Here is a 26,616-nt window from a genome sequence, read left to right as displayed (position 1 = left end):
CCGGTCTCCGTTGTCGGTGTCAGTTGCCGCCATATATTTCATTGGGCAGCCAGGTCGCCAGTGGGGCGTAGAAGAACACCAGCAGCAGGCCGAGCAGTTGGATGGCGACGAAGGGAGCCACGCCGAGATAGATGTCGCGGGTAGTAATCTCCGGCGGGCAGACTCCCTTGATATAGAACAGCGCGAAGCCCACCGGCGGCGTCAGGAACGAGGTCTGCAGGCAGATGGCGAAGAGCATCGCGAACCACAGCGGATCCACGCCCAGGCCCATGATCACCGGTGCCACCAAGGGCAGGATGATCAGCGTGATCTCCACCCAGTCGAGGAAGAAGCCGAGCAGGAACACCACCGCTAGAATGGTCAGCACGATGCCGGTCTCGCCGAAGGGCAGGCCGGTGAGGGCGAAGCGCACCACATCGTCGCCACCCAGCCCTCGGAGTACGGCGGCGAACACCGTGGCGCCGATGAAGATGGCGAAGATGAACGCCGTGGTACGGCTGGTCTGGTAGAGCGCCTGGCGCAGGATGGTGAGATTGAGACGTCGATTGACCAGCGCCAGCAGCATGGCGCCCAGCGCGCCCATCGCCGAGGCTTCAGTCGTGGTGGCGAAGCCGGTGAAGATCGAGCCGAGCACGGCGAGTATCAGCCCCAGCGGCGGCAGTACGGCGAGGAAGACCTGCAGGAAGGCCCGCGCGTCGAGCGGCTCGCGATCCTTGGGCGCAGGGGCCAGGTCCTTGTTCAGATAGGCGGCGATCAGGATATAGGCGATGTAGAGTACGCCGAGCATAACGCCGGGAATCAGGGCCGCCATGAACAGCCGGCCCACCGAGGCGTCAGAGGTGCCCATGCGGTCTGCCATCAGCACCAGCATGATGCTGGGCGGCACCAGGATGCCTAGGGTACCCACCGAGCAGGCGGTGCCCACCGCCAGCGACTTGTTGTACTGGGCGCGCATCATGGGGCCCAGCGACAGCATGCCGAGCAGCACCACCGAGGCGCCGACGATGCCGGTGGAAGCGGCCAGCAGCACTCCGACGATCACCACGGTGACGGCGTAGCCGCCACGTAGCCCGCCCAACACGCGCACCAGCGAGGTGACCAGTCGCTCGGCGATGCCGGAGCGGTCTAGCATGATGCCCATGAAGATGAACAGCGGCAGCGCCACCATCAGTTCGTTGGCGACGATGCCGTAGATGCGTCGGTCCAGCACGCCGATGGTGCCGCCCCAGGAGAACCACAGGTCGGCGCCGAGAAATTCCACCAGCACGTGGCCGACGATGGCGAAGACGAAGCCGATGCCGGCCAGCGACCAGGCCACCGGGAAGCCCAGCAGCAGCAGGCCCATGAAGCTGGCAAACATCGCCAGCACGAGAAATTGTTCCAGTCCCATAATCGATCTCGCTAGATGAACGTGGCGTGTTGCGGGTGGGGGCAGTCGGCTACTGCCTCGGTGTGATCTGGCGAGTGCGCCGAGGGAAGCCGAACAGCAGCGTGGAGCAGCGCAATGCCCGCGAGAACAGGGCCACGGCCACCAAGGCCAGGCCGATGGGAATGAGGGTCTTGATGATGAAGCGGTGAGGCAGGCCGCTGGGTGCCTGGGAGTGCTCGCCGCGCTCGAAGGCGCGATAGCCGTACTCGAACAGCGCTTCCGTCATCAGGTAGAGGATCGGCAGGGCCAGCAGCACGATACCCACAAGCTCGATCCAGGCCTGGGTGCGCAGCGTGAACTTTTCACGGATCACGTCGACGCGAACATGGTCGTCGCTGACCACGGCATAGGCCAGGGTGAGGATCATGGTGGCGCCGAACAGGTGCCATGACAGCTCCTCCACCGCGATCGAGCCGCGGCCGAGGATGAAACGGTTGACCACGTTGGTCAGCACCACCGCTATGGTGGCTAGCCACAACCAGGAGATGGCGCGACCGAACAGCAGGATGGCCATGTCGAGGCGATAGCTGAGGCGGTTGGTGGGCAACTCCGGTGCGGAGTGGCCCTGCGGCCCCTGAGGAGAGGCCGTCGAATCATTGACGCTCATGGGGTGACTCCGGGGCTGGGGGACACGGAGCGGCCCCGCCGAGAGGCGGGGGCCGCAGTCACTGACGGCAGGGAGGGGCCGCCCGGTACCGGGCGGCCGTCTCAATCCTCGAAGTTTTCCGGCGCGTAGTAGCTGCGCGGCAGGTGGCCCTTGACGTGCCAGTTGCCGTGGAGCTTCATGAACTCGCGCTGGCTTTCGAGCACGCGACCGAACATCTCATCCTCGGCGGCAATCTCCTCCTGCACCTCGTTGGTCACCCGACGCAGCTCGCCAAGGATCTCGTCGGACAGCACCTGGGCATTCACGCCTTCCGCCTCGAAGTCGCGCAATGCCTTGGGCGTCTCGGTCTCGCTTTCGGCGTAACCGTAGAGGGTGGCGGCACGGCAGCCCATGTCGATCATCGCCTGGGTCTGCGGCTCCAGCGCCTCCCAGCTGTCCTTGTTGACCAGCAGGTGGGCGGTGGTAAATGTCTGGTGCCAGCCAGGCATGACGTAGTTCTGCACGATCTCCTGCATGCCGAGGATACGGTCCACCGCCGGCGCCGAGAATTCGGTGGCGTCGATGGTGCCGCGCTCCATGGCCTGGTAGAGCTCGCCGCCGGGAATCATGGTGACCGAGGCGCCCAGGCGCTCCATCACGCGGCCGCCGATGCCGGCAAAGCGGATGCGCAGGCCGTCGACCTGGTCGAGGCTCTCCAGCGGCTCGGCAAACCAGCCGGCGGCCTCGGGGCCGATCATGCTGCACAACAGCGGCTGGACGTCATACTCGGCATAGATCTCCTCGAGCAGCTCCTTGCCGCCGCCGAAGTAGTGCCACGCCAGGTAGGCGGGTGGCTCCATGCCGAACGGCGCGCCGGCGAACAGCGGCAGCGAGGGGATGCTGCCCTGATCGTAGCCGACCCAGGTGAAGCCGGCGTCGTAGCGACCTTCAGAGACGGCATCGAGGATCTCGAACGGCGGGATCAGCTCGCCCGGCTCGTAGTAGCGCAGGTTGATATTGCCGCCGGAGGCCTGCTCCAGTTGCTCGCTCAAGAAGCGGACCGGCGTGCTCAGGCCGACCAGGTGCGAGGGAAAGGCGATGGGCACCTGCCAGCGCACCTGCTCCTGGGCCTGAGCGGTTCCAGCGGCACCGGCCAGCAGGGCAGCGGCGGCCACGCCGAGAGTAAGTGGGCGAAGGCGGATGGCGAGAGACGAAGAGGATGGCATGAGAGCTCCTTGTGCGTTGTTGTCGTCGCAACGCCTTGGTGGCGTTGTCGTTAGGCATGCGACATGGCGCACCCGCTATCGAACGGACAGCGCTTGCGTCATGCACTGGCGCCTGTATTGCACGTGCCGTGCCATATTGTTTTTATCTTTGTTTTTCAATAAGTTAATTTTTTTGCGAGGAGCAGGGATAGGTAGCTGTGTCCGGATAGACAGACGGTATTTCGACCAAGGTTTAAGAGGGGGTGTCCGAAATCTCGGACAACTGACCGGTTAGTCGGACAGTCTGGCCAATTTTTCGTAGAGCACCGAGCGGGGAATCCCCAGCATACGGGCCGCACGGGACTTGTTGCCGCGACAGGCCGCCAGCGCGTCCTGCAGGGCGCTGCGCTCGGCGGCGGCCACGACAGCGGCGAGCGGGCGTACGCTGGCGGTCGGCAGTGGCCGGTCCATTGCTGCCGGGGAGAGGGGCAGCGTGGGGCGAAGTTCCGGCACATCGATGATGCTGCAGGCCTCGCTGAGCGCCAGGGTCTGCTCGAGCACGTTGCGCAGCTCGCGGATATTGCCCGGCCAGTCGTGGCGCTGCAGCAACGCCACGGCTTCGGCGGTGATCTCGGCGCGGGGCTCGCCGCTTTCCACGGCAATTCGGCCGAGGATCGTCTCGCACAGGATGCCGAGATCGACCAGGCGCTCGCGCAGCGGCGGTACCTGGATACGCAGAACGTTGAGGCGATAGTAGAGATCGGAGCGGAAGCTGCCGTCGGCGACCATGGCCTCGAGATCCCGGCTGGTGGCGGCAATCACGCGCACGTCGACGCGCTTGATCTCGTTGGAACCCAGCGGCTCCACTTCGCCCTCCTGCAGGGCGCGTAGCAGCTTGGCCTGCAGCGCCAAGGGCATGTCGCCGACCTCGTCGAGGAACAGCGTACCGCCATCGGCGAGTTGGAACTTGCCCTGGCGGGTGCGCTTGTCGGCGCCGGTATAGGCGCCCGGCGCGACGCCGAAGAACTCCGCTTCCAGCAGGTTCTCCGGTACCGCGGCGACGTTCACGGCCACGAAGGGACTGGCCCCGCGCGGCGAGTCGCCGTGTATGGCCTGTGCCAGCACCTCCTTGCCGGTGCCGGTCTCACCCAGCAGCAACACCGGCGTGGCCCGGGCGGCGGCCAGACGGGCACGGCGCTTGACCTCGAGCACCGCAGGGCTGGCGCCGACGAAATCGGCCAGGGCGTAGCGCGAACCGCGGCGTGCCAGGGCGCGGCGTGCCACTGCCAGGTCGTGCTGCAGGCGGCGGTACTTGCCGATCAGCGGCGTCAGCGGCTCCAGATCGTCGAACACGATGAAGGCTACCGCGCCGTTGACCCTGCCGCTGGCCGGGTCGTGCAGCGGCAGCCGGGTGACGACCAGTTGTCGCGCCTGGTACTCCATGATGTCGAGCAAGATGGGCCGCCCGCTGCGTACCACCTCGGGCATGCGGGTGTGCGGGATCACTTCGCCCACGGGGCGGCCGATCACGTCGGCCGGATCGTCGATGCCCAGCAGTCGGCAGTAACAGGCGTTGATCCAGATCAGGCGGCTCGCCTCGTCGACCAGGATCGCCCCGGCGCTGTTGCGCTCGAGCAACGGAAACAACGGCCGGATCGCCTCGAGGGTCAAGCCTTGGCGACGGCCGGCCATGGTGCTCTCATCCCGAGGCATTCGTGTCGTCTCCTGGAGGCGGTGTCGGGCCGCCTATCAGAGAGCGGCGGTTTCGGGCCGCTGGATAAGTCACAGCGCGGCGATCTTGTCGCGCTGCTCGAGCAGCACGGCGCGCGCCGCCTGGTACTCCTTGAGCTTGCCGCGCTCCTTGTCGACTACGGCTTCGGGGGCCTTGGCGACGAAGCTCTCGTTGGCAAGCTTCTTCTCGATGCCGCTGATCAGCTTGTCCTGCTTGTCGATCTCCTTGGCCAGGCGGGCGAGTTCGGCGTCCTTGTCGATCAGGTCGGCCATGGGCACCAGCACTTCCATGTCGCCGACCAGTTGGGTGGCCGAGAGCGGCGCCTGGGCCGGATCGTCGAGCCAGGTGGCGCTTTCCAGCTTGGCCAGCTTGGCCAGGAACGGGCGGTTGGCCTCGAGGCGTTCGCGGTCGGCGGTGCTGCCCTTGGTCAGCAGCACGTCGAGCGGCTTGCCCGGGGCGATGTTCATCTCGGCGCGCACGTTGCGCACCGCCACGATCACGCCCTTGAGCCACTCGATGTCGCGGGTGGCGGCTTCGTCGAGCTTGTCGTTCTCCGGCTGCGGCCAGGGCTGCGCCATGATCGATTCGCTGCCGTCGCCCGTGGCCTTGCCCGCCAACGGTGCCACGCGCTGCCAGATCTCCTCGGAAATAAACGGCATCATCGGGTGGGCCAGGCGCAGGATCGTCTCCAGCACGCGCACCAGGGTGCGGCGGGTGCCGCGCTTGGCCGCCTCGCTGGCGCCCTCGTCCCACAGCACCGGCTTGGAGAGCTCCAGGTACCAGTCGCAGTACTCGTTCCAGACGAACTCGTAGAGCGCCTGGGAGGCGTGGTCGAAGCGGAATTCCTCCATCGCCTTGGTCACCTGGGCCTCGGTCTGCTGCAGGCGCGAGACGATCCAGCGATCAGCCAGCGACAGTTCGACTTCACCGCCCTGACCTTCGAGAGAGGCCCCGCAATCCTGGCCCTCGGCGTTCATCAGCACGTAGCGCGAGGCGTTCCACAGCTTGTTGCAGAAGTTGCGGTAGCCGTCGAGGCGGCCCATGTCGAACTTGATGTCGCGTCCGGTGGTGGCCTGGGACAGGAAGGTGAAGCGCAGCGCGTCGGTGCCGTGGGGCTCGATGCCCTCGGGGAATTCGTCGCGGGTGGCCTTGGCGATGGCCTTGGCCTTCTGCGGCTGCATCATGTTGCCGGTGCGCTTCTCCAGCAACGTATCGAGCTGGATGCCGTCGATCAGGTCGATGGGGTCGAGCACGTTGCCTTTCGACTTGGACATCTTCTGGCCCTGGCCGTCGCGCACCAGGCCGTGGACGTATACGGTCTTGAACGGCACCTCGTCCATGAACTTCAGCGTCAGCATGATCATCCGCGCGACCCAGAAGAAGATGATGTCGAAGCCGGTGACCAGCACGCTGGAAGGGTGGAAGGTCGCCAGTTCGGGGGTCCGCTCCGGCCAGCCCAGGGTACCGAAGGTCCACAGGCCCGAGCTGAACCAGGTGTCGAGTACGTCTTCGTCCTGGGTCAGGGCGAGGTCGGCAGAAAGGCCGTGCTTCTCGCGCGCCTCGGCCTCGGTGCGGGCCACGTAGACGTTGCCTTCGCTGTCGTACCAGGCGGGAATGCGGTGGCCCCACCACAGTTGGCGCGAGATGCACCAGTCCTGCAGGTCGCGCATCCACGAGAAGTACATATTCTCGTAGTTCTTGGGCACGAACTGGATGTCACCATTCTCCACCGCGGCGATGGCGGGCTCCGCCAGGCTCTCCACGGCGACGAACCACTGGTCCGTCAGCAGCGGTTCGATGACGTCGCCGGAGCGATCGCCGTAGGGCAGGGTGTTGTTGACCGTCTCGACCTGCTCGAGTAGGCCGGCGGCTTCCATGTCGGCGACGATCTGCTTGCGCGCCTCGAAGCGGTCGAGGCCGGCGTAGGCCGCGGGCAGGCTCAAGTCGATCTCGGGCAGCGGGCGGCCCTGGATGTCGAAGGCCTCGGCCTGGGGCAGGATCGCCGCGTCCTGAGTGAAGACGTTGATCAGCGGCAGGCCGTGGCGGCGGCCCACCTCGTAGTCGTTGAAGTCGTGGGCCGGGGTGATCTTCACGCACCCGGAGCCCTTTTCCATGTCGGCGTGTTCATCGGCGACGATGGGGATGCGCCGGCCGACCAGCGGCAGTTCGACGAACTTGCCGATCAGCGAGGCGTAGCGCGGGTCCTCGGGATTGACCGCCACGCCGGTGTCGCCGAGCAGGGTTTCGGGGCGGGTGGTGGCGACGACCAGATAGTCGAGGCCGGCATCGGTCTTGACGCCGTCGGCCAGCGGGTAGCGGAAGTGCCAGAACTGGCCCTGCTGATCGCGGTTCTCGACTTCGAGGTCGGAGATGGCGGTGTGCAGGGTGGGGTCCCAGTTGACCAGGCGCTTGCCGCGATAGATCAGGTCCTCTTCATAGAGGCGCACGAAGACTTCCTGCACCGCCTTGTAGAAGCCGTCGTCCATGGTGAAGCGTTCGCGCGACCAGTCGACGCTGGCGCCCATGCGGCGCAGCTGGCGGGTGATGTGGCCGCCGGACTCGTGCTTCCACTCCCATACCTTGTCGATGAACGCCTCGCGGCCCAGGTCGTGGCGGCTCTTGCCCTCTTCGGCAGCGACCTTGCGCTCGACCAGCATCTGGGTGGCGATACCGGCGTGGTCGGTGCCCACCTGCCACAGGGTGTTGTTGCCCTGCATGCGCTTCCAGCGGATCAGCGTGTCCATGATGGTGTCCTGGAACGCGTGGCCCATGTGCAGGCTGCCGGTGACGTTGGGCGGCGGGATCATGATCGAGTAGGGTTCGCCCTCGCCCGAGGGGGCGAAGCGGCCGTCGGCCTCCCAGCGCTCGTACCAGCGGGATTCGATCTGCTCGGGTTGGTAGGTCTTGTCCATGGGGCGTTCCGGGTCCAGAAATGATCGCCGCCGGGACGTGGGGCCGGGCGGCGGGAAGTCATCGAAAGCGTGCGAAAAATGGGCTCGATTATAGCGCGATGGGGTGCTTGGCGTCAGCCAGACGTGAACGGACGGATCGGTACAGCCTCTGAGGGGCGCCGGGGGCAGGGCGAAGAGGAGGTCTTTTGCCAGGGGTGAGGAGCACTGCTCCGAACGGGCTGGCCATGGATGGCCAGCCCCGGTCCTGCGAGTGGAGCAGGATGCGAGAGCGAAGCAGGGCAAAAGTAGCGCCCAGGGATGGGTTCACAGCGCCTCCTCGCAGTCCCTGCCGCCGGATCAGCCCCGGTATAGGCAGCCTCCCGTAACCCTGGGACGGGACTCACCCCTTGAGCTGATGGGCCTTGACGGGATAGCCGCGCTGCTTGTAGGTCTGCCAGCACTCGCGCTTGGCGACGAGCACCTGCTGGTGCTGGTTGATGATCTCGGCGACCCGCTCGAAGCGCGAGAACCACTCGGGGATGCCTGGGTCGAGATTGAGCAGTGCCATGGGCGCTGCGGCGCTCGGCTCGGGTGGCTGTTCCCAGCCGATGGTCACCGCCACGCTCTCGGCCATCTCGCTGCCGAGCAGGGCGTGGGGCAGGTAGGCCTCGGGGCGGAAGGTCCACAGCCGCTCGTCGAGGTCGCTGGCCATGGCCTCGTCCTCGGTGTGCAGGTGCAGCCGGTAGCCCTTGCCGGCGATGGTCTCGGCCAGCCGACAAGCGAAGTCGAGCCGCGCTTCCAGCGTGGTGTCTGGGAGGATATAGAAGTCAACTTGCGTCATGGCGGCCTTAACGGTTGGGGCCGATTCTGCCGATGCAGTGGCGAGGCTCTGCCGCAAGCAGACCTACGAGGAGGCGCTGTGAACCCATCCCTGGGCGCTACTTTTGCCATCCCTGGCAAAAGACCTCCTCTTCGGTCTGCTCCCGGCCGCCTCGCGAGGCGTTGGCCGGCTCTTGGTGTAGCGGGACTCTACGTTTCTTCAGACCAGCTTGGTCAGCCAGCCATGTGTATCTTCCGCACGGCCATACTGCAGGTCGAGCAGCTTGGAGCGTAGGCGCTTGGCGATCTCGTTGCCGGCATCGGGCATCTGGATTGTGCCGTCCTCGGTGACTAGCTGGCCCACCGGGGTGATCACTGCGGCGGTGCCGCAGGCGAAGACCTCGGCGATATCGCCGGAAGCCACGCCGTCGCGCCACTCGTCGATGCTGATGGCGCGCTCCTCCGGGGTGAAGCCTTCGTCGCGGCCGAGGGTGAGCACCGAGTCGCGGGTCACGCCCTCGAGGATGGTGTCGGTCAGGCGCGGGGTGACCAGGCGACCGTCCTTGTAGACGAAGAACAGGTTCATGCCGCCCAGTTCCTCGATCCACTTGTTCTCGGCGGCGTCGAGGAAGGCAACCTGGCTGCAGCCGTGCTTTTCGGCTTCCTTCTGGGCCGCCAGCGAGGCGGCGTAGTTGCCGCCGCACTTGGCGAAGCCGGTGCCGCCGGGGGCGGCGCGCTTGTAGTGCGAGGAGAGCCAGATCGACACCGGGGCGATGCCGCCCTTGAAGTAGGCACCGGCGGGGGAAGCGATCACGTAGTAGTCGACCTCGTGGGCCGGACGCACGCCGAGGAACTTCTCGCTGGCAATCATGAACGGGCGCAGATAGAGGCTCGACTCATCGGCCTCGTTGCGGGGCGTCGGCACCCAGGCTTGATCCTGGGCGAGCAGCGCCTTGAGCGAACCGATGAAGTCATCGTCGCTGAGCTCGGGTAGCGCCAGACGGCGGGCGCTGCGGCGGAAGCGCTCGGCGTTCTTCTCGGGACGGAACGACCACACCGAGCCGTCGGCGTGACGGTAGGCCTTGATGCCCTCGAAGATCTCCTGGCCGTAGTGCAGCACGGCCGCCGCCGGGTCGAGGGTCAGCGGGCCGTAGGGGCGCACCTCGTGGCCGTGCCAGCCGGCTTCGGCCGTCCAGCGCACGTGGGCCATGTGGTCGCTGAAGTAGCGGCCGAACCCGGGGTTGGCAAGGATGTCGTCGCGAATGTTGGCTGCCGTGGGCATGGCGCTGGGCAGTATCTCGAAGGTTGCGTTGGGCACGGCAAAAGGGTCTCCGCTATGCCGGGATTCCGGCGTTTTCTTGGGCTTCTCGACGCTCCGGGCCGGCCGACCCGGGGCGCGCAATGCGTCAGATGTAACGGTTGCCGACGAGGATGGCAACCTTGGTGGTGTCAGCCGTCGTTCTCGACCTGGCGCACTTCCTCCTCGCGGTCGAGCAGGTACTGGGTCAACAGCCCCACCGGGCGGCCGCTGGCGCCTTTCTGCTTGCCCGAGGTCCAGGCGGTTCCGGCGATGTCCAGGTGTGCCCAGGGGAACTTGTCGGCGAAGCGCGAGAGGAAGCAGGCGGCGGTGATGGTGCCGGCCGGGCGGCCGCCGATGTTGGCCATGTCGGCGAAGTTGGAGTCGAGCTGCTCCTTGTACTCGTCCCACAGCGGCAGGTGCCAGGCGCGATCCCAAGCCGCTTCACCGGCATCGAGCAGGTCCAGTGCCAGGTCGTCGTCGTTGGAGAGCAGGCCGCTGGCGTGGTGGCCCAGGGCGATGATCGCCGCCCCGGTGAGGGTGGCGATGTCGACCACGCTGGCGGGCTCGAAGCGCTCGGCGTAGGTCAGCGCGTCGCACAGCACCAGGCGACCCTCGGCGTCGGTGTTGAGCACCTCGACCGTGAGCCCCTTGAGCGTCTTGATGATGTCGCCGGGCTTGGTGGCGCGGCCGTCGGGCATGTTCTCGGCGGCGGCGACGATGAATACCAGGTTGAGCTTGGGGCGGATGCCGAGCACGGCCTTGGCGGTGCCGAACACGCTGGCCGCCCCGCACATGTCGAACTTCATCTCGTCCATGGCTTCGCCGGGCTTGAGCGAGATGCCGCCGGTGTCGAAGGTGATGCCCTTGCCCACCAGTACGTGCGGGGCCTCGTCGGCCTTTTCGGCGCCCAGGTATTTCATGACGATCAAGCGTGAAGGCTGCTCGCTGCCGCGGCCCACCGATAGCAGGCTGTGGGCGCCGAGCTCCTCCAGCGCTGCCTCGTCGAGGATCTCGACCTCGAGGGCTCCACCCGACTCGCGGCCCAGCTGTTCGGCCTGCTCGGCCAGGTAGCTCGGGGTGCAGACGTTGCCCGGCAGGTTGCCCAGGGTGCGGGTATACGCCACGCCTTGGCCGATGGCATCGCCGATACGCGCGCCCTCACGCGCTTCGTCGGCAGCATCGGCGTCGCTGAGCAGCAGGGTGACCGTCTCCAGGCGTGGTCGTGGGGCCTTTTCCGACTTGAATTCGTCGAAGCGGTAGACGGCGCGCTGGGCAGCCTCGGCGGTCATGCGGGCCTTCCAGGCGGTGCTGCGCTCGGCTAGCGGCACGTCGGTGAAGGCCACGGCGACGTCCTCGGCGGGCAGGCCGGCCACCGCGGTGAAGGCGGCGTCCAGCGCCTTGATGAAAGCGCGCTCCTTACACGTCTCGCGTTCGCCCAGTCCCACCAGCATCAGGCGGTCGGCAGAGAGTCCCGGGGCGAAGGGAATCAACTGCACGTTGCCCAGCTTGGCATCGAAGTCGCCGCGCTCGATCAGCTGACCGATCAACCGCTCGCTGGCATCGTCGAGCTTGGCGGCGGCAGGCAGCAGGTCGCCATTCTTGAAAACCGGGACCACGAGGCAGGCCGCTTCGGCCTTGGCGGGATTGGCCGTCTGAACTGGGAATTCCATGGTGACTCCACAAGACAAGCGATGGGGGATTCTGGATAATGCCGGCACGGCTCCAGGCCACTGCCGAATCACCCAAGTGTACTCAAGGCATGGCGCCATTGCATGGAAGACCGCTGCATGATCATTTTTCGGTACCTGACCCGCGAAATTCTGCTCACCATGGCCGCCGTCGCCGGCGTGCTGCTGCTGGTCATCATGGGCAGCCGGTTCATTCGCTATTTCACCGACGCCGCGGAAGGGGACATTCCCGCCTCGATCCTTGGCAATCTGATGCTCTACCACCTGCCCGGCTTTCTCGAGCTGATTCTGCCGTTGGCCTTCTTCCTCGGCATTTTGCTGGCCTACGGTCAGCTCTATTTGAACAGCGAGATCACCGTGCTGGTGGCCTGCGGCATCAGCCCGGTGCGGCTGCTGCAGGTCAGTCTGGTACCGGCGACACTGGTGGCGGTGCTGGTGGGGCTGTGCAGTCTGTGGCTGACCCCGGCCGGGGCGCTAAAGACCGAGACAACCCTGGAGGAACAGCGCAGCCGGCTTGACTTCACTGCACTGGCCCCGGGGCGTTTCCAGGATTTCGGTGGCGGCCGAACGGCCTATACCGAAGCCTTCAGTGACGATGGGCAGCAGATGCAGGAGGTCTTCATCAGCGAGCGTCAGCGGCGCCGTGACGGTACCCCCGAGACCGCCGTTACCCGGGCCGGCAGCGGCTACCAGACCGTCGATCCCGAGACCGGGAGCCGCTTCCTGGTGCTGGCCGACGGTGAGCGCTACAGCGTCGAGCCCGGGCGTTTCGAAGCCGAGCGGCTGAAGTTCGAGACCTATGCCGTGAGGCTTTCCCTCGGCAGTGAGCAGCGCGACCTGGACGTGGCCGAGTATGCGACCACGACCGAGCTGTTCGGCGACGGATCAGGACAGGCCCGCGCGCAGCTGCAGTGGCGGCTCTCGCTGCCGCTGATGGTATTCATCCTCACACTGATGGCGATGCCGCTTTCACGGGTCAATCCGCGCCAGGGACGCTTCGCCAAGCTGCTGCCGGCGATCTTTCTGCACATCTGCTACTTGAGTCTGCTGCTGGCGGCACTGGATGCCATCGGGCGCGGATCGTTGCCGGCCACGGTCGGCATGTGGCCGATCCATGGCGTCTTCCTCGCGCTCGGACTGGGCCTGCTGATGCACAATCAGCGCAGGGGGATGCGCTGATGCTGACGGATCGTCTCGACCGCTACATCGCCCGCAACGTGCTGGGTGCGATAATCGTCGTTCAGGTGGTATTGCTCGGCCTCGACCTGGTGATCACCTACATCAACGATCTGGACGACGTCGAGGGGAACTACGGCGCTTTCCAGGTGCTGCTCTACCTGCTGATGCGCCTGCCCTGGCGCTTCTACCAGTATGCCCCGGTAGGCGTGCTGATCGGTGCGTTGATCGGCCTGGGCAGCATGGCCTCGAACAATGAGCTGACGGTGATGCGAGCCGCGGGGCGCTCCTTGGCACGTATCCTGTGGGGCGTGATGAAGCCGATCGTCCTGGTGGTGGCCATCCTGCTGCTGATTGCCGAATTCGTCAGCCCACGCACCGAGCAGTACGCCAGCGCCTGGCGGCTGGAGCAGATGCAGGGGGAGGGCGCCTTGCTGACCCAGAGCGGTGGCTGGCAGCGGGAGGGCGACAGCGTCTACCGCTTCGGCGCCATCCGCGCCGACGACACGGTGCTCGACCTGACCCGCTACGTCTTCGAGGGCAGGAAATTGCACGAAGCCGTGCAAGCGGCACGAGCGTCCTGGCAGGGGGAGCGTTGGGTGCTCGAGGATGTGAGGATCACACGCTTCGGCGATGACAGCACCGATGCCGAGTCGCACGAACGGCTGGAGTGGGATACGACCCTGACGCCCGATCAGCTCAATCGCCTGCTGCGTGACGTCAATAGCCAGGCACCCAGCGAGCTGTGGGCCTACTCTCGCTACCTGCTTTCCCAGGGGCAGCAGGCCACCCAGCCGCTGCTGTACTTCTGGCAGAAGCTGTTGCTGCCGCTGACTATAGCGTCGCTGGTGCTGGTCGCAGCGTCGTTCGTGTTCGGCCCGTTGCGTACCGTAGCCGCCGGCACGCGGGTGTTCTATGGCGTGGTGGTGGGGCTGTCGTTCAAGTACCTGCAGGACCTGCTGGCACCGGCTTCCACCGTATTCGGTTTCTCGCCGGTGTGGGCTGTGCTGGCGCCCACCGTGCTGTGTGCTCTCCTTGGGCTTTATCTGCTGCGGCGCTCGGGCTAGCGACGCTGCTGGCGCGTGACCAAAACATGAGACGATGATGCAACGACGATTCGATCAACTCGACGATGTGTGGCCGGCCGGCCTGGGGCGTCGCCTGGGCGCCATGCTCTATGATGGCCTGCTGGTCCTGGCGATATGGATCCTGATTACCGTGCTGCATGTGACCTTCGTACGCCAGGTGCTGGGACTCGGGGCCGAGGAGGTCGGCGCGGGCGTCATGCAGCGTTTCTCGCTGCAGCTGTTGCTGGTGACGGGGGCTTTCCTGTTCTTTGCCTTCTCCTGGATGCGGGGCGGCATGACGCTGGGCATGCAGGCCTGGCGCCTGCGCGTGCAGACCCGCAGCGGCAATGCGATTACCCTGCGCCAGAGCCTGGTGCGTTACCTGGTGGCCTGGCTCTCGCTGGCCGCCTTCGGGCTCGGGTATCTGTGGATACTGTTCGATACCGAACGCCGCAGCTGGCCCGACATTGCCTCGGATACACGGGTAGTGGTCCTGCCCAAGGCGAGCCGCCGTTAGCTGCCCAGGCTGAGCGAGATCAAAAAAGAGTCGATTCCCCCTTGCGACGAGCTATGCGAATCATTTACATTAACTATCGTAAGCATAGCGAGGTGGATGGCGATGTACGTGTGTCTTTGCAAGGGCGTATCAGACCGCAAGATTCGTGAAAGCGTCGAAGGCGGTGCGCGCAGCTGGCGGGAAGTTCAGCAGCAGACCGGCTGCGGTACCCAGTGCGGCAAGTGCGCCTGTGTTGGCAAGACCATCGCCCGCGAAGCGATCAAGTCCGAAATGATGGCATCGGCCAACGATCTCGCCTACGCCGTGTAGCAGACGCGCCCTCAGCGGTGTGCCATTGTCAATCGCTCTCATTCTTGTTGCCATTAATCCAACCGATTGTCCCGGTTGGATTTTTTGCGTATTTGGGCCGATACTGCCTATGATGGTTCGTTGAGCGTCACGCACTGACAAGACAGGCCCAAGGCCGAGACGAGAGAAGGGAGATACGGCAATGAAAGGCGATGCCAAGGTCATCGAATACCTCAACAAAGCCCTCGGTAATGAGCTGGTGGCGATCAACCAGTACTTTCTGCATGCCAAGATGTACAAGGACTGGGGCCTCAAGGCGTTGGCCAAGTGGGAGTACGACGAATCCATCGACGAGATGAATCATGCCGACAAGCTGATCGAGCGCATCCTGTTCCTCGAGGGCGTGCCCAACCTGCAGGACCTGGGCAAGCTGCACATCGGCGAGAACGTGCGCGAAATGCTCGAGAGCGATCTCAAGATCGAGCACGACGGTCGCAAGGACTACATCGAGGCCATCGCCTACTGCGAGAAGGTCAAGGACTACGTCTCCCGCGACTTGCTCCGCGACATCCTGGCCGACGAAGAAGAACATATCGATCATATCGAGACCGAGCTCGGCCTGATCGACAAGGTGGGGATTGAGAACTACATGCTGCGCCAGATGCAGGAAGCCGGCGACGAGTAACGAGAAACTAGTCGCAGCGAAACCACGACGGCACCGACTCATATCGGTGCCGTTTTGCTGTACGCTCCGTCAGTCGGCATGGCGTCAGCGCCACGTGCCTAGAAGGCCCTTTCGAGATCGAAGCGCGGCACCGGTTCGCCGCGCACTTCGACGGTTTCGGTGAACATGGCCAGCGGTCGCACCCACAGGCCGTAGTCGCCGTACAGGGCGCGATAGACCACCAGTGGCTCCTCGGTCTCGCTGTGATGAGCGACACCGAGCACCTCGTAGCGGTTGCCCTTGTAATGGCTGTAAATGCCGGGAACGGGGAGGGGGTGGGTCATCGCGTTGGGCTCCAGTTCAAGGTTTCCCTGTCGTTATTGGCTGCCGTCCGGGGCAGCTCGTTTGGCCAGGCGTGTCAGCACCCTCGAGGCGGCAACGAAGCCGAAACCGCCGGTCACGAAGGTGGCGGCACCCACGCCGGAAGCGCAGTCGAGCCGGGTCGATTCGCCGCTGCCGGGCTTTTGCAGGCAGACCTCGCCATCCACCCCCGGGTAGACCAGCTGTTCGTCAGAATAGACGCACTCCACGGAGAAGCGACGCTTGGGGTTGCGCGAGAAGCCGTAGTCCCGGCGCAGACGAGCCCGCACCTTGGCCAGCAGCGGGTCGTGCTCGGTACGCGCGAGGTCGGCCACCTTGATGCGCGTGGGGTCGGTCTGGCCGCCGGCGGCGCCGGCGACGACGATGGGCAGCTTGCGCCGCCGGCACCAGTGTATCAGTGCCGCCTTGGCAATCACGCTGTCGATGGCGTCGACCACGTAGTCGGCGTCCTCGGGAATACGCTGCGCCAGGTTGGTCGGCGTGACGAAGGCGGTATCGGCGACGAGCTCGATGCCGGGCTGGATCGCCCGGCAGCGTTCGGCCAGCACGTCCACCTTGGGGCGGCCGATGGTGCCGTCGAGAGCCGGCAACTGGCGATTGACGTTGGAGACGCAGACGTCGTCGAGGTCGATCAGGGTGAGCCGACCGATACCCGAACGCGCCAAGGCCTCCACCGCCCAGCTGCCGACGCCCCCGACGCCGACCACCACCACATGGGCGGTGCGGAAGCGCTCGAGTGCGCGAGCGCCGTAGAGGCGCCGGATGCCGCCGAAGCGAAAGTCATAGTCATCCTGGGCTGGCGGCGCGACATCGTGCGGACTGGGTGGGGCGGTCATGAGGCGTATCGAACTCCGGCTCAGGGTGTCAGGTGGCGACAGGCCGTGGGGCGTCGAGGCATCGGGCGCTATCGACCGGCAGATGGCCAGCCCAGCCGAGATGCTGGAACAGCGCCGTCATCGGGGTGTCCAGGGCGCAGCTCAGTGCCAGCCGATGCCCGCTGACGGGATGCTCGAAGTCCATGCCGACGGCAGCCAGCAGCAGCCGTGGGCAGCCCAGATGTTCGGCGAAGAAGCGGTTATGGTTGCCCTTGCCGTGCTTGGCGTCGCCGATGATGGGGTAGCCACGCCGCGAGAGGTGGCGGCGAATCTGGTGGCGTCGACCGGTCATGGGCAGGACTTCCATCAGCGAATAGCGGCTGGTGGGGTAGCGATCCACCTGGATCGGCAGTTCGACGCTGTCGAGCCGGCGGATCTCGGTGATGGCTTCCTGCGCGGGCATCTCCGCCTTGGGACGGCTGCCGTCCTCCTCGCGCAGGGCATAGTCGAGCCGCTCGCGCTCCGGGCCGATACCGCGCACCACGGCCAGGTAGCGCTTGGCGACCCGGCGCTCGGCGAAGGCGTCACCCAGCCTGGTCGCGGTGGACGGCTCCAGGGCGAAGACCATCACGCCCGAGGTGGGACGGTCGAGACGGTGAGCCGGATACACACGCTGGCCCAGCTGATCGCGCAACCGCTGCAGCAGGAACTCGCTCGCGCCACCGGCCAGCTTGGAGCGGTGCACGAGGAGTCCTGCCGGCTTGTGTACCGCCACCAGATGTTCATCCCGATGAAGGATGGTCAGGTGCTGCGTCATGGCGACCCGTCGATTGCTTGTCAGGGGCGCCATTGTCGCCCCCTCCTTGGCTCTTGTCACCTGCGCGCCGCCACGGTCGCTCACTCGCTGTCCTGACAGTTGCCGCGCAGTTGGATCGCGTCGGCAATGCGCTCGATGCCCTGGCGATAGGCGGCCTTGCGGTAGGAAATCTCCTCCCGCTCGGCACGCTCGAGCACGAGCCGGCTCTGGTATTCCAGGCGTTCGGCCAGGCGCGCATTGACTTCCTCTTCGGCCCAGCGCTCTCCGCTGCGGTTCTGCACCCACTCGTAGTAGCTGACGATCACGCCCCCGGTATTGGCCAGCACGTCGGGGAGCACGGGAACGCGGCGCGCCTCGAGCTGCTCGTCGGCGTAGCTGGTGACCGGTCCGTTGGCAATCTCGAGCACGGCACCGGCTTGCACCTGATCGACATTGTGTTCATGGACCTGATTCTCGAGTGCCGCCAGCACCAGGATATCGACCTCCAGGCTCAACAGCTCGTCACGCTCGAGCTTTTCCACGTTTTCCGCGATGCAGACCGAGTCGTCGCAGTAGACCATCTCGTGCAGGCGCTGATGCTGGGTCTTCTGCTCCATGATGGGATCGGGGGCAAGGCCATCGCGGCTGTAGATGGCGCCCTGGGAGTCGGATACCGCGACGATGCGATAGCCGCGCTCATGCGCCAGGCGGGCAAAGTGATAGGCGGCATTGCCGAAGCCCTGGATGGCCAGGGTGGTCTCTTCGGGCTTGCGGCCCTCGCGGGAGGCCCACAGGTCGAGCACATGCAGCGCGCCACGCCCCGTGGCCGCCACGCGGCCCAATGAGCCGCCCAGTGCCGGCGGCTTGCCGGTGATGGCGGCGGGCACCTTGCCGCGGGCCAGGTGATCGAATTCATCGGCCATCCAGCCCATGACCATGGGGTTGGTGTTCACGTCCGGGGCGGGAATGTCACGGTCGGGCCCCATGATGTCGGCGATGGCGCGGACATAACCGCGCGACAGACGCTCCAGCTCCAGCTTCGACAGCCGCTTGGGATCGACCTTGACGCCGCCCTTTCCGCCGCCGTAGGGGAGGTCGACCACGGCGCACTTCACCGCCATCCAGAAGCTGAGCGTGGTCACCTCTTCCTGGCTGACGTCGGGGTGAAAGCGAATGCCGCCCTTGGCCGGCCCCAGCGTGTTGTTGTATTGCACGCGCCAGCCAGGGAAGACCCTGAGGCTGCCGTCATCCATGCGGACGGGTACGCTGACCTGCATCGCCAGGTTGGGTTGCTTGAGGCGCTCTCTGGCATCGCCGTGGACGTGGATGGCCTCGAAGACCTCCTCCAGGCGTGAGCGGGCATCGTCGAACAGGTTGGCATGATCCTTTTGCCCTGGCATCGGCTTCCTCCTGATGGGCGGGTTCCTCGTTTGCCTGGTTCAGGGTAGTCCCCGGGGAGAGAACGATCCATGCAGGCGGGACGAGCGACCGGCCAGTCGTCGACCACGCATCGAGTGCATGCCAGTGAGACGAGTGTGTCGGCTATGTCACGACTCTGTCACGAATATGTCGCATCGTTGCCCTTTCCATGGGAACCGAGGGGGCGTGCCATGGCCTGCCGAGAGGCACAGGAGCTCAGGGCAATCATCGAAGGTGAACGGCTCACACCTTGCTTTCAGCCCATCGTCGATGTGGGCCGGCAGCGGGTGCATGGCTACGAAGCACTGATTCGCGGGCCGGAGGGCACGTGGCTGCAATCCCCGCTGACGCTGTTCGATGTGGCGATGCGCACGGGACTGTTGGTCGATCTCGACCTGATGTGTCGGCGTCTGGCGATTGCCGCCTTCGCTAGGCTCGGTCTGCCGGGGCGGCTGTTTCTCAACGTCATGCCGTCCACCATCGTCGATCGCGACTTTCGCGAGGGGCTGACCCTTGGCTACCTGCATGAACAGGGCCTGGCCCCCAACCGGGTAGTGATCGAGCTGACCGAGCACGTGCCGATCCAGGACTATGCGCTGATGCGGCAGGCGGTGGCGCATTACCGGGACATGGGCTTTCAGGTGGCGCTGGACGATCTGGGGGCCGGTCATTCCAGTCTGCGGCACTGGGCCGAGCTGCGCCCGGACTTCGTCAAGCTCGACCGTCATTTCATCGCCGGTATCGACCGCGAACCGGGCAAGCGGGAATTTCTGCGCTCGATTCTCGATGTGGCGCGCAGCCTGGGGTGCCAGCTGATCGCCGAAGGTGTCGAGACCATCGAGGAGTACCGCTGTCTGTGGGAACTCGACCGAAGCCTTTCGCTGCTGCAGGGTTACTACTTTGCGCGCCCCAGCCTCAACCCGCCGCGCGAGATCGAGACGTTCCTTCGCATCGGTGCCCCATTGCGCCAGGAAAAGGTGCGTAGTGCCCGTGTCATCCTCAAGCCCCTGATGCCCATCACGCCGCAGTGGGCGGTGCTTGACCTGGCGGACCACTTTCGTGCCGATCCCGATCTGCGCTGCGTGGCGGTGGTCGAGGCGGGGCGTCCGTTGGGTGTGATCCGGCGCAATGCGTTCCTGACCCTGTTCACCAACCCCTATAGCCATGCGCTGTTCGCCAAACGCCAGGTGAGGGAACTGATCGACCCGCGGGTACCGATCGCCCTGGTCGAGACACCGCTGAGCGCGCTCAGCCAGCAACTCACCGACAGTCGCGATATGCCACAGGAGGATTTCGTGATCGTCGATGCCCAGGGGGACTACCTCGGCATGGGCAACATCGTCGACCTGCTGCGCGAGATCACCGCCATTCAGGTGCGTCAGGCACGGCATGCCAATCCCTTGACCGGGCTGCCGGGCAATCTGTTGATCAACGAGACGTTAAGCGAGTGGCTGGAAGCCGGGGTGGCCTTTACCGCGGTCTACTGCGACCTGGACAACTTCAAGGCCTACAACGACGCCTACGGCTATGCGCGCGGCGATCGGGTGATCACGGCACTGGCACAATTGCTCGATCAGCAGGCCGGCCAGAACGATTTCCTGGGACATGTCGGCGGCGACGATTTCATGCTGCTGCTCGCCGGGGAGCGCTGGGAGCGCCGTTGCCACGCGATACTCGAGGCGTTCAGTGACATGGCGCCCGGTTTCTATGATGCCGAAGATCGGCGGGGAGGGGGCGTGTGGGTCAAGAGCCGCCAGGGACGGCTCACCCACTACCCCTTTGTCAGTCTATCGCTGGCGGCTCGCCCGGTGGGGGACGGGCGTGGCCACGATCCCCTCACCATCGCGGCGGAACTCTCCGAGCTCAAGCAGCAGGCCAAGCGACAGGCCGGCAATAGCCTGTTCGTCGAGCGCCGCCAGCATGCCCATGGCTAGTGGCCGGCCAGCGAGACTGGCTCACCTCACTCGCGATACAGCTGAAGGGTATAGTTGCCGCTCTCGCTACTGCCGTAGGCGCGGGCGGTGGCACGGTAGCTGCCCGGCTCCAGATGACTGCTGATACGTGAATTCAGCCCACCGGCACCGTCATCGTCGCGCAGATACTGCCCATTACCGTCGAGCTCGAGGTAGGCATCGAATTCGTCCGAGAGCAGATCGAGGCGATAGCGGCCGGCTTCCTCGACCACGACCTCATAGTAGTCGCGAGCACCCGGATCGAGTCGCGCGCGTACCGGGCTGTCGACCTCCAGCTGTCCGTTGCTGGGCAGCTCGTCCAGCGGAATACTGCTGGCGCGCAGCTCGAACAGCCCGCTGCCGTTACCCGCATGGCTGCGAGCGGTCAGTCGGTAGCTGCCGGCCTCGAGGGGAGAGTAGAGGCGGGCGTTGAGCTCATCGCCGCCATCGTCGTCACTGACGAAGACATTGTCGCCCTGCAGCTCGAGGTAGGCATCGAAGTCGGACGAAAGCATGTCGATGGTCACCGCTGCCGGTGACTCGAGGGTGAACTCGTAGCTCAGGGCCTCGCCGCTGAACCAACCCTGCAGCGGCTCGTCGAACGTCAGTTCGCCGCTGTTGCGCAGTGCTGCGCCATCGGCCTGGGCATGCGGCGCGAGTTCCAGGGTGTAGAGTCCGCCGTCGTGGTCGTAGGCGGCGCGCGCGGTCAGGCGGTAATCGCCCGGCTCGAGGAAGTCGGCGATGCGTGCGTCAAGGTTGCCGGCGCTGTCGTCGTCCTCACGGCGGTAGCCATTGGGGCCTTCCAGCACCAGGTAGGCATCCACGTCACTGGAGCGCATCTCGATCTGGTACAGGCCGCTCTCTTCGATCGTCACGTCGAAGGTATCGCCGTCACCCTGCAGCCAGCCGTCGGCATGCGAAGGCATCCCGAGCGTATCGCTGGTGGTGAGCTCCATCTCCCGGCTGGTCACGGTGAAAGGACCATAGCTGTGCTTATCGTAGCCGCTGACTACCAGCATGTAGTCGCCGCTCTGGTCGATACGGCGACGCAACGAGGCGGCTGCGGAAGGATCGTAGTAGGCCGGATCGGCACTCGATGCGAGCAGGTTCTCCTCGCCGTCATAGAGCGAGAGAGTGCCATGCAGCGGGCCGTCGAGCTCGATCTCGATCAGTGCTCCTTCCTCCAGCGAGAGGGTGAAGCGCTGGAAGCGGCTGCCATCCTTGCCATTGAGCTCGCTGGTCGAGGTGATCTCACCCCGCTGGCGCTCGCCCACTGTCAGGGCAGGCGACGCGGCGGTTTCGGCAGCCGCTTCTTCGATGATCGGCGTCGTGGTCGGGACCAGGTCGGGCAGCTGCCAGCCGGCAACCAGGCCGACGGCAGCGCCGCCCAGGGCGGCGAGAGTGACGGTAGAGGCGCGATTGGCCATGAAATCATCCTTGTTCGATGGCAGGCATCGGTGGGTGAAGAGCCCTGGAACGGGCATTACATTGGGTAACCATTATATGCTCATCGTTACGTTGAAGGAAATGTGCCGAATCGGCGCTTGCACTACGGGCTCTCGGCGCCACACTGACTACCAATCACCCCACAGAGGAGTTAGTTCATGTCTTCGCGCGTGCTGATCACGGGGGCCAATCGCGGCATCGGTCTGGCGCTGGCCCGGCACTACCATGCACAAGGCTGGCTGGTGGTCGGCGTCTGTCGCACCGGGTCGCCCGAACTCGGCGAAATCGCCGAGCAGGTGATCGAAGGAGTCGACGTGACCCGCGCCGAGGATGTCGCGAGGCTCGCCGAGGCCGTGCGCGGGCAACGACTGGAGCTGCTGATCAACAATGCCGGCCTGCTTCACGACGAGTCGCTGGGCTCGCTCGACTTCGCTGCCATCCAGCGACAGATGGAAGTCAATGCCTACGGCCCGCTGCGAGTGACCGAGGCGCTGCTCGACAACCTGGGCCCCGGCAGCAAGGTGGCTAACGTCACCAGCCGCATGGGCTCGATTGCCGACAACGACTCGGGAGGGCGCTATGGCTACCGGGCCTCGAAGGCGGCGCTGAATGCTTTCGGCAAGTCGCTGGCCATCGACCTCAAGCCCAAGGGCATCGCCGTCGCTCTGCTCCATCCGGGCTACGTGCAGACCCGCATGGTCAACTTTGGTGGCTTGATTTCCCCCGAAGAGGCCGCCGCCGGTATCACGGCGCGAATCGCGGAACTGACGCTCGAGACCAGCGGCGGATTTTGGCACAGCAATGGCGAGGCGCTGCCCTGGTAGCATCATCCGGCCAGATAGAGACTGGTCAGGGCGAACCCATAGCCGATCGCGGCGCCGGCGGCGACATCGCTGATGTAATGCAGCCCCAGTCCGACCCGCGAGAGTGCGATGAGTACCGCCAGTGGTATCAGCAGGGGCAGCAGCCACGGGGCATGGGCGGCGGTCATCACGCAGAACATCACCGCATGCATGGTGTGCCCGCTGGGAAAGCTGTAGCGGTCCCGGGCCGGCTCGCCGCACTGGATGACATTGACGAAGGTGATGAAGGGACGCTCGCGGCACAGCCGGGTCTTGATCAAGCGATAGACGAGGATGGCAACGAGCCCCGTTGCCGCATACTGCACCAGAAAGTGCCAGCCGGCCTCGGGCTGAAGCAGTGGCTGGGCGGCGATCAGCAGTACCCATGCCGGCCAGTCGCCCACGCGACTGGCCAGGCGCAGGGTGGTCAGCCACGGGGAGCAGAGGCTCAGGCTGGCGAAACGCTGGCATAGCCGCCACTCCAGCAGGTCGAGACGGTCAAATACCGCAAGGGTGCGTGGTCGCATGGCTCACCTCCCGGGCTTGCTCGAGTACGGTCAGAAAGGTATCGGCGATGACCGGCCAGCGGCAGGCCTGGCTGCGCAGCTGGGCGGCGCGGCCGAGCTGCGCATAGCGGGCCGGCTGCTGGCACAACGCCACGGCGGCTTCGCGAAACGCCTCGGCATCGCCGGCGGGCACGGTCACGCCGTTGACGCCGCTGTCGATCAGCTCGGCGGCGGCGGCATGGCGGTAGGCCACCACGGCCAAACCGCTGGCCATGGCCTCAGGGACCACGTTGCCCCATGTCTCCGAGAGCGAGGGAAACAGGAACAGGTCGGCGCTGGCATAGTGACGGGCCAGGGCCTCCGGCGAGATGAAACCGGTGAAGCGCACGTCCGGCAGGGCTTTCTCCAGCGATCGGCGCGCCGGCCCGTCGCCGACGATCACCTGGGCCATGTCGGGACGCGCGCTGCGCATGGCATGCAGGGTCTCGCGCAGCAGCCCGAGATTCTTCTCTGCCGCCAGACGACCGACATACAGCGCCACCGGGCAGTGTTCGTCGACGTTCCAGCTGCGACGCAGTTCGGCACAGCGCAGTGCGGGGGAGAGCCGCTGATGATCGATGCCGCGACCCATTACCGCGAGGCCATGAAAGCCCTGTCGCGAAAGATCGTTCGCCTGCTGGCGCGTGGGGACCAGGGTTGCCTGGCAGGCGTTGTGAAAGTGGCGCAGTCCCCGCATCAGGGTCGGGGCCAGCCAGGGCAGGCCATAGTCACCGCAATAGTGGTCGAAGTTCGTGTGCCAGCCAGCCACCAGGGGAATGCCCATGCGCCGGGCCACGCGCCGTGCCGACCAGCCTAGCGGCCCCTGGGTGGCCAGATAGACCACGTCGGGGCGCTGCTTGTGCCACATTCTCCGAATACGCCGTGCCGCGGGCATGCCGATGCGCACGGCTCGATAGCCGGGTATCGCCATGCCCGCCACCCTCAGTTCAGCCTGCATGCCCGGCGTTCGGCGCGGCGCGTTGGCATCGGCCGGGTGGGGGCGGATGAGCTGCAGCGACATGCCTCGTGCCAGCAACTCCTGGCTCAGCTGCGCCAAGGTATGGGCGACGCCGTTGATCTCGGGTGTCCAGGTCTCGCTGACTAGACAGATTCGCATGGCATCCTCGCTGCCTGGGAGCTTGTGAGCGAGCATGCCAGCCGGGGATGACGGCTCTGCGACAGGACAGTGATGAAAGGATGACGAGGCCCGCTGTCGTGGCACTACAGCGCGCTCCACCATGGTCGCCTCGCACGATCGGCGAGAATTGGCGAAGCTGGGTGCCTAAGCTGCCCGGAGTCCGCCATGAAGCATTCGCCCGCCTATCGTCTCGCTGCCACCATCCTGCACGGTTTCGACGAGTATCGTACTCGCTTCAAGGAGATCACCGCCGATGCCAGCCGGCGCTTTCGCGATGCCGCCTGGCGCGAAGCCCAGCAAGCCTCCGCCGAGCGCATCAACCTCTACGAGGAGAAGGTCGGCGAAACCCTGGGCCGGCTCAAGCGCGCCCTGGACGAGGATGATCTGACCCACTGCGAGTGCTGGCGTGAAGCCCGCAACCACTATGCCGAGTTGATCAGCGAGCGGCTCGACTACGAACTGGCCGAAACCTACTTCAACTCCTTGTTCTGCTCGATCTTCCATCACCGCCACATCCGCAACGATTGGATGTTCGTCTACAGTTCGCGGGACGGGGCAGCCCACCACTCGGGCCTCGAGCCGTGTCGGAGCCGGCGGGTCGGGGGCGACTGGGAGGAGGCGATCCGCTGGGCGCTGGCCGAGGCGCCGTTCGAGACTCCCTTCGAGGACCTGACGCGGGACGTGCGCCTGGGCGGCGAGTTCCTGCGTGGCCACCTGCCGCCGACGCTCCTTGGCGCTCCGGACGCCGAGATCGAATTGCTTAAGAGCGTGTTCTACCGCAACAAGGGCGCCTACCTGGTGGGGCGCATCCGTGGCGATGGCGAGCAGGTGCCGCTGGTGCTGCCGATCCTGCACGAGCAGGGTGAGGGGCTGCATCTGGACACCGTGCTGATCGAGTCGGACGAGGTGTCGATCATCTTCTCCTTCACCCGCGCCTACTTCCAGGTCGAGGTCCAGGTGCCGGGCGAGTTCGTCGATTACCTCCAGCAGCTCATGCCCGACAAGCCGGAGGGGGAGCTCTATTCGGCGATCGGCTTCTTCAAGCACGGCAAGACCGAATTCTTCCGTGCGCTCAATCGCCAGGTGGCCAAGCGCGAGGACAAGTTCATCATCGCCCCCGGCGTACGCGGCATGGTCATGGCGGTGTTCGTGCTGCCTTCGTTTCGCACCGTGTTCAAGATCATCAAGGACCGCTTCGATCCCTCCAAGGAGATGAGCCACGAAACGGTGCGCGAGAAGTATCGGCTGGTAAAGCGCCACGACCGGGTCGGGCGCATGGCCGACACCCAGGAGTTCTCCAACTTCATCGCGCGTCAGGATCACTTCGCGCCCGAGTGCCTCGAGCATCTGCTGGAGGTGGCACCCTCCACCGTGTACCTCAGGGGCGACAAGGTCATCATCAAGCACTGCTACACCGAGCGCATGATGACCCCGCTCAACCTTTACCTGGAGCAGATCGGCGAGGAGGAGACCCGCGCCGTACTCAAGGACTACGGCAACGCCATCAAGCAGATGGCCGCGGCCAACATCTTCCCCGGCGACATGCTGTTGAAGAACTTCGGCGTGACCCGACACGGCCGGGTGATCTTCTACGACTACGACGAGGTGTGTTACCTCACCGAGTGCAACTTCCGGCACATTCCCGAACCGATGTACCCGGAGCAGGAGCTGTCCGGCGAACCTTGGTACTCGGTAGGGCCCAATGATATTTTTCCCGAGGAATTCGGCCCGTTCCTGTTCGCCGATCTCAAGCTGCGCAAGCTCTTCAACCAGCTGCATCCGGAACTTTTCGACGCCGACTACTGGAAGGGGCTGCAGCAGGCGATCGTCGATGGGCGCGTGATCGACGTCTATCCCTATCGTAACAAGCAGCGCTTCAGCGCCAGCGAAGAGAACGGTCTGGTCTATTGACGCCGCGAC

General features: G+C 65.4%; 23 protein-coding genes. 8 read left to right on the top strand and 15 right to left on the bottom strand.

All coding sequences use genetic code 11. The features are described from left to right. Positions 1-19: 19 nt before the first annotated feature. The 8 genes from HNO53_RS18230 to HNO53_RS18195 all read right to left on the bottom strand — a co-directional run bounded on the left by HNO53_RS18230 (position 20) and on the right by HNO53_RS18195 (position 11,632). A complete protein-coding gene (locus HNO53_RS18230; protein ID WP_209474088.1) occupies positions 20-1,390 on the bottom strand; it encodes a TRAP transporter large permease in 1,371 nt (456 codons plus the stop codon). A 49-nt stretch (positions 1,391-1,439) separates the two neighbouring features. Further along, entirely contained in the window at positions 1,440-2,036 is a 597-nt protein-coding gene (locus HNO53_RS18225; protein WP_209474086.1) for a TRAP transporter small permease subunit, read from the bottom strand. 101 nt (positions 2,037-2,137) lie between these two features. Continuing rightward, positions 2,138-3,241 (bottom strand): TRAP transporter substrate-binding protein, encoded by a 1,104-nt coding sequence (locus HNO53_RS18220; RefSeq protein ID WP_209474085.1) that lies wholly within the window; start codon positions 3,239-3,241, stop codon positions 2,138-2,140. Positions 3,242-3,511: 270 nt separating this feature from the next. Continuing rightward, complete coding sequence (locus HNO53_RS18215; RefSeq protein WP_242597468.1) at positions 3,512-4,933, bottom strand: sigma-54 interaction domain-containing protein; 1,422 nt, start codon at positions 4,931-4,933, stop codon at positions 3,512-3,514. A gap of 69 nt (positions 4,934-5,002) precedes the next feature. Continuing rightward, a complete protein-coding gene (locus HNO53_RS18210) occupies positions 5,003-7,864 on the bottom strand; it encodes a valine--tRNA ligase (protein ID WP_209474083.1) in 2,862 nt (953 codons plus the stop codon). A 379-nt stretch (positions 7,865-8,243) separates the two neighbouring features. Next, positions 8,244-8,684 carry a DNA polymerase III subunit chi gene (locus HNO53_RS18205; RefSeq protein WP_209474080.1) on the bottom strand — a complete coding sequence of 147 codons (441 nt, stop codon included), beginning with the start codon at positions 8,682-8,684 and terminating at the stop codon, positions 8,244-8,246. Between the two features lie 198 nt (positions 8,685-8,882). After that, complete coding sequence (locus HNO53_RS18200) at positions 8,883-9,944, bottom strand: branched-chain amino acid aminotransferase (RefSeq protein WP_209478712.1); 1,062 nt, start codon at positions 9,942-9,944, stop codon at positions 8,883-8,885. Between the two features lie 167 nt (positions 9,945-10,111). Beyond that, positions 10,112-11,632 carry a leucyl aminopeptidase gene (locus HNO53_RS18195; RefSeq protein WP_209474078.1) on the bottom strand — a complete coding sequence of 507 codons (1,521 nt, stop codon included), beginning with the start codon at positions 11,630-11,632 and terminating at the stop codon, positions 10,112-10,114. A gap of 117 nt (positions 11,633-11,749) precedes the next feature. Between HNO53_RS18195 and lptF the strand changes: the two genes are divergently transcribed. The 5 genes from lptF (at position 11,750) to bfr (ending at position 15,383) form a co-directional block, all read left to right on the top strand. Next, a complete protein-coding gene (gene lptF / locus HNO53_RS18190) occupies positions 11,750-12,829 on the top strand; it encodes an LPS export ABC transporter permease LptF (protein WP_209474076.1) in 1,080 nt (359 codons plus the stop codon). Further along, the gene (gene lptG, locus HNO53_RS18185; RefSeq protein WP_209474074.1) at positions 12,829-13,893 is read left to right on the top strand and encodes an LPS export ABC transporter permease LptG; all 1,065 of its coding nucleotides are present in this window, start codon (positions 12,829-12,831) and stop codon (positions 13,891-13,893) included. The genes lptF and lptG overlap by 1 nt, the downstream gene beginning before the upstream one ends. 37 nt (positions 13,894-13,930) lie before the next feature. Beyond that, positions 13,931-14,410 (top strand): RDD family protein, encoded by a 480-nt coding sequence (locus tag HNO53_RS18180; protein WP_209474072.1) that lies wholly within the window; start codon positions 13,931-13,933, stop codon positions 14,408-14,410. 102 nt (positions 14,411-14,512) lie between these two features. After that, entirely contained in the window at positions 14,513-14,719 is a 207-nt protein-coding gene (locus HNO53_RS18175; protein WP_209474071.1) for a (2Fe-2S)-binding protein, read from the top strand. 181 nt (positions 14,720-14,900) lie between these two features. Then, positions 14,901-15,383, top strand: a complete 483-nt coding sequence (gene bfr, locus HNO53_RS18170; RefSeq protein ID WP_209474068.1) for a bacterioferritin — start codon at positions 14,901-14,903, stop codon at positions 15,381-15,383. A gap of 98 nt (positions 15,384-15,481) precedes the next feature. On the opposite strand, the gene HNO53_RS18165 is transcribed toward bfr, so the two are convergent. The 4 genes from HNO53_RS18165 to HNO53_RS18150 form a co-directional block, all read right to left on the bottom strand. Continuing rightward, entirely contained in the window at positions 15,482-15,706 is a 225-nt protein-coding gene (locus tag HNO53_RS18165; protein WP_209474066.1) for a DUF1653 domain-containing protein, read from the bottom strand. 33 nt (positions 15,707-15,739) lie between these two features. Then, a complete protein-coding gene (gene tcdA, locus HNO53_RS18160) occupies positions 15,740-16,579 on the bottom strand; it encodes a tRNA cyclic N6-threonylcarbamoyladenosine(37) synthase TcdA (RefSeq protein ID WP_209474064.1) in 840 nt (279 codons plus the stop codon). Positions 16,580-16,607: 28 nt separating this feature from the next. Next, the gene (locus HNO53_RS18155) at positions 16,608-17,375 is read right to left on the bottom strand and encodes a pseudouridine synthase (protein ID WP_209478711.1); all 768 of its coding nucleotides are present in this window, start codon (positions 17,373-17,375) and stop codon (positions 16,608-16,610) included. 80 nt (positions 17,376-17,455) lie between these two features. Beyond that, positions 17,456-18,754, bottom strand: a complete 1,299-nt coding sequence (locus HNO53_RS18150) for a Glu/Leu/Phe/Val family dehydrogenase (RefSeq protein WP_209474063.1) — start codon at positions 18,752-18,754, stop codon at positions 17,456-17,458. Between the two features lie 210 nt (positions 18,755-18,964). Between HNO53_RS18150 and HNO53_RS18145 the strand changes: the two genes are divergently transcribed. Beyond that, positions 18,965-20,707 (top strand): bifunctional diguanylate cyclase/phosphodiesterase, encoded by a 1,743-nt coding sequence (locus HNO53_RS18145; RefSeq protein ID WP_209474061.1) that lies wholly within the window; start codon positions 18,965-18,967, stop codon positions 20,705-20,707. A gap of 26 nt (positions 20,708-20,733) precedes the next feature. Here HNO53_RS18145 and HNO53_RS18140 read toward each other — a convergent pair whose 3' ends face one another. Further along, entirely contained in the window at positions 20,734-22,152 is a 1,419-nt protein-coding gene (locus HNO53_RS18140; protein WP_209474059.1) for a hypothetical protein, read from the bottom strand. Positions 22,153-22,329: 177 nt separating this feature from the next. Between HNO53_RS18140 and HNO53_RS18135 the strand changes: the two genes are divergently transcribed. Continuing rightward, positions 22,330-22,995 (top strand): SDR family oxidoreductase, encoded by a 666-nt coding sequence (locus HNO53_RS18135; RefSeq protein WP_209474058.1) that lies wholly within the window; start codon positions 22,330-22,332, stop codon positions 22,993-22,995. Between the two features lie 2 nt (positions 22,996-22,997). Here the strand turns inward: HNO53_RS18135 and HNO53_RS18130 are convergent, their stop codons facing one another. Continuing rightward, the gene (locus HNO53_RS18130) at positions 22,998-23,540 is read right to left on the bottom strand and encodes a phosphatase PAP2 family protein (protein ID WP_209474056.1); all 543 of its coding nucleotides are present in this window, start codon (positions 23,538-23,540) and stop codon (positions 22,998-23,000) included. Next, on the bottom strand, positions 23,512-24,675 hold the full coding sequence (locus HNO53_RS18125) for a glycosyltransferase family 4 protein (RefSeq protein ID WP_209474054.1): 1,164 nt from the start codon (positions 24,673-24,675) through the stop codon (positions 23,512-23,514). Before HNO53_RS18125 ends, HNO53_RS18130 begins: the two co-directional genes overlap by 29 nt. 186 nt (positions 24,676-24,861) lie before the next feature. Between HNO53_RS18125 and aceK the strand changes: the two genes are divergently transcribed. Then, the gene (gene aceK / locus HNO53_RS18120) at positions 24,862-26,607 is read left to right on the top strand and encodes a bifunctional isocitrate dehydrogenase kinase/phosphatase (protein ID WP_209474053.1); all 1,746 of its coding nucleotides are present in this window, start codon (positions 24,862-24,864) and stop codon (positions 26,605-26,607) included. Positions 26,608-26,616: the final 9 nt, after the last annotated feature.

The organism is Billgrantia antri (genome assembly GCF_017868935.1).
Classification (GTDB): Bacteria; Pseudomonadota; Gammaproteobacteria; order Pseudomonadales; family Halomonadaceae; genus Halomonas; species Halomonas antri.
Note: the sequence above shows the minus strand (reverse complement) of the source record. Positions and strands in the feature narration are given on the sequence as shown.

What these genes read in the sequence shown, in the direction of transcription:
- HNO53_RS18130 (WP_209474056.1), bottom strand. Translation starts at nt 23,540, where the DNA reads ATGCGACCACGCACCCTTGCGGTATTTGACCGTCTCGACCTGCTGGAG.
- HNO53_RS18135 (WP_209474058.1), top strand. Translation starts at nt 22,330, where the DNA reads ATGTCTTCGCGCGTGCTGATCACGGGGGCCAATCGCGGCATCGGTCTG.
- HNO53_RS18155 (WP_209478711.1), bottom strand. Translation starts at nt 17,375, where the DNA reads ATGACGCAGCACCTGACCATCCTTCATCGGGATGAACATCTGGTGGCG.
- HNO53_RS18225 (WP_209474086.1), bottom strand. Translation starts at nt 2,036, where the DNA reads ATGAGCGTCAATGATTCGACGGCCTCTCCTCAGGGGCCGCAGGGCCAC.
- aceK (WP_209474053.1), top strand. Translation starts at nt 24,862, where the DNA reads ATGAAGCATTCGCCCGCCTATCGTCTCGCTGCCACCATCCTGCACGGT.
- HNO53_RS18220 (WP_209474085.1), bottom strand. Translation starts at nt 3,241, where the DNA reads ATGCCATCCTCTTCGTCTCTCGCCATCCGCCTTCGCCCACTTACTCTC.
- HNO53_RS18200 (WP_209478712.1), bottom strand. Translation starts at nt 9,944, where the DNA reads ATGCCCACGGCAGCCAACATTCGCGACGACATCCTTGCCAACCCCGGG.
- HNO53_RS18145 (WP_209474061.1), top strand. Translation starts at nt 18,965, where the DNA reads ATGGCCTGCCGAGAGGCACAGGAGCTCAGGGCAATCATCGAAGGTGAA.
- HNO53_RS18210 (WP_209474083.1), bottom strand. Translation starts at nt 7,864, where the DNA reads ATGGACAAGACCTACCAACCCGAGCAGATCGAATCCCGCTGGTACGAG.
- lptG (WP_209474074.1), top strand. Translation starts at nt 12,829, where the DNA reads ATGCTGACGGATCGTCTCGACCGCTACATCGCCCGCAACGTGCTGGGT.
- bfr (WP_209474068.1), top strand. Translation starts at nt 14,901, where the DNA reads ATGAAAGGCGATGCCAAGGTCATCGAATACCTCAACAAAGCCCTCGGT.
- lptF (WP_209474076.1), top strand. Translation starts at nt 11,750, where the DNA reads ATGATCATTTTTCGGTACCTGACCCGCGAAATTCTGCTCACCATGGCC.
- HNO53_RS18175 (WP_209474071.1), top strand. Translation starts at nt 14,513, where the DNA reads ATGTACGTGTGTCTTTGCAAGGGCGTATCAGACCGCAAGATTCGTGAA.
- HNO53_RS18125 (WP_209474054.1), bottom strand. Translation starts at nt 24,675, where the DNA reads ATGCGAATCTGTCTAGTCAGCGAGACCTGGACACCCGAGATCAACGGC.
- HNO53_RS18150 (WP_209474063.1), bottom strand. Translation starts at nt 18,754, where the DNA reads ATGCCAGGGCAAAAGGATCATGCCAACCTGTTCGACGATGCCCGCTCA.
- HNO53_RS18165 (WP_209474066.1), bottom strand. Translation starts at nt 15,706, where the DNA reads ATGACCCACCCCCTCCCCGTTCCCGGCATTTACAGCCATTACAAGGGC.
- HNO53_RS18195 (WP_209474078.1), bottom strand. Translation starts at nt 11,632, where the DNA reads ATGGAATTCCCAGTTCAGACGGCCAATCCCGCCAAGGCCGAAGCGGCC.
- HNO53_RS18205 (WP_209474080.1), bottom strand. Translation starts at nt 8,684, where the DNA reads ATGACGCAAGTTGACTTCTATATCCTCCCAGACACCACGCTGGAAGCG.
- HNO53_RS18140 (WP_209474059.1), bottom strand. Translation starts at nt 22,152, where the DNA reads ATGGCCAATCGCGCCTCTACCGTCACTCTCGCCGCCCTGGGCGGCGCT.
- HNO53_RS18230 (WP_209474088.1), bottom strand. Translation starts at nt 1,390, where the DNA reads ATGGGACTGGAACAATTTCTCGTGCTGGCGATGTTTGCCAGCTTCATG.
- HNO53_RS18215 (WP_242597468.1), bottom strand. Translation starts at nt 4,933, where the DNA reads ATGCCTCGGGATGAGAGCACCATGGCCGGCCGTCGCCAAGGCTTGACC.
- HNO53_RS18180 (WP_209474072.1), top strand. Translation starts at nt 13,931, where the DNA reads ATGCAACGACGATTCGATCAACTCGACGATGTGTGGCCGGCCGGCCTG.
- tcdA (WP_209474064.1), bottom strand. Translation starts at nt 16,579, where the DNA reads ATGACCGCCCCACCCAGTCCGCACGATGTCGCGCCGCCAGCCCAGGAT.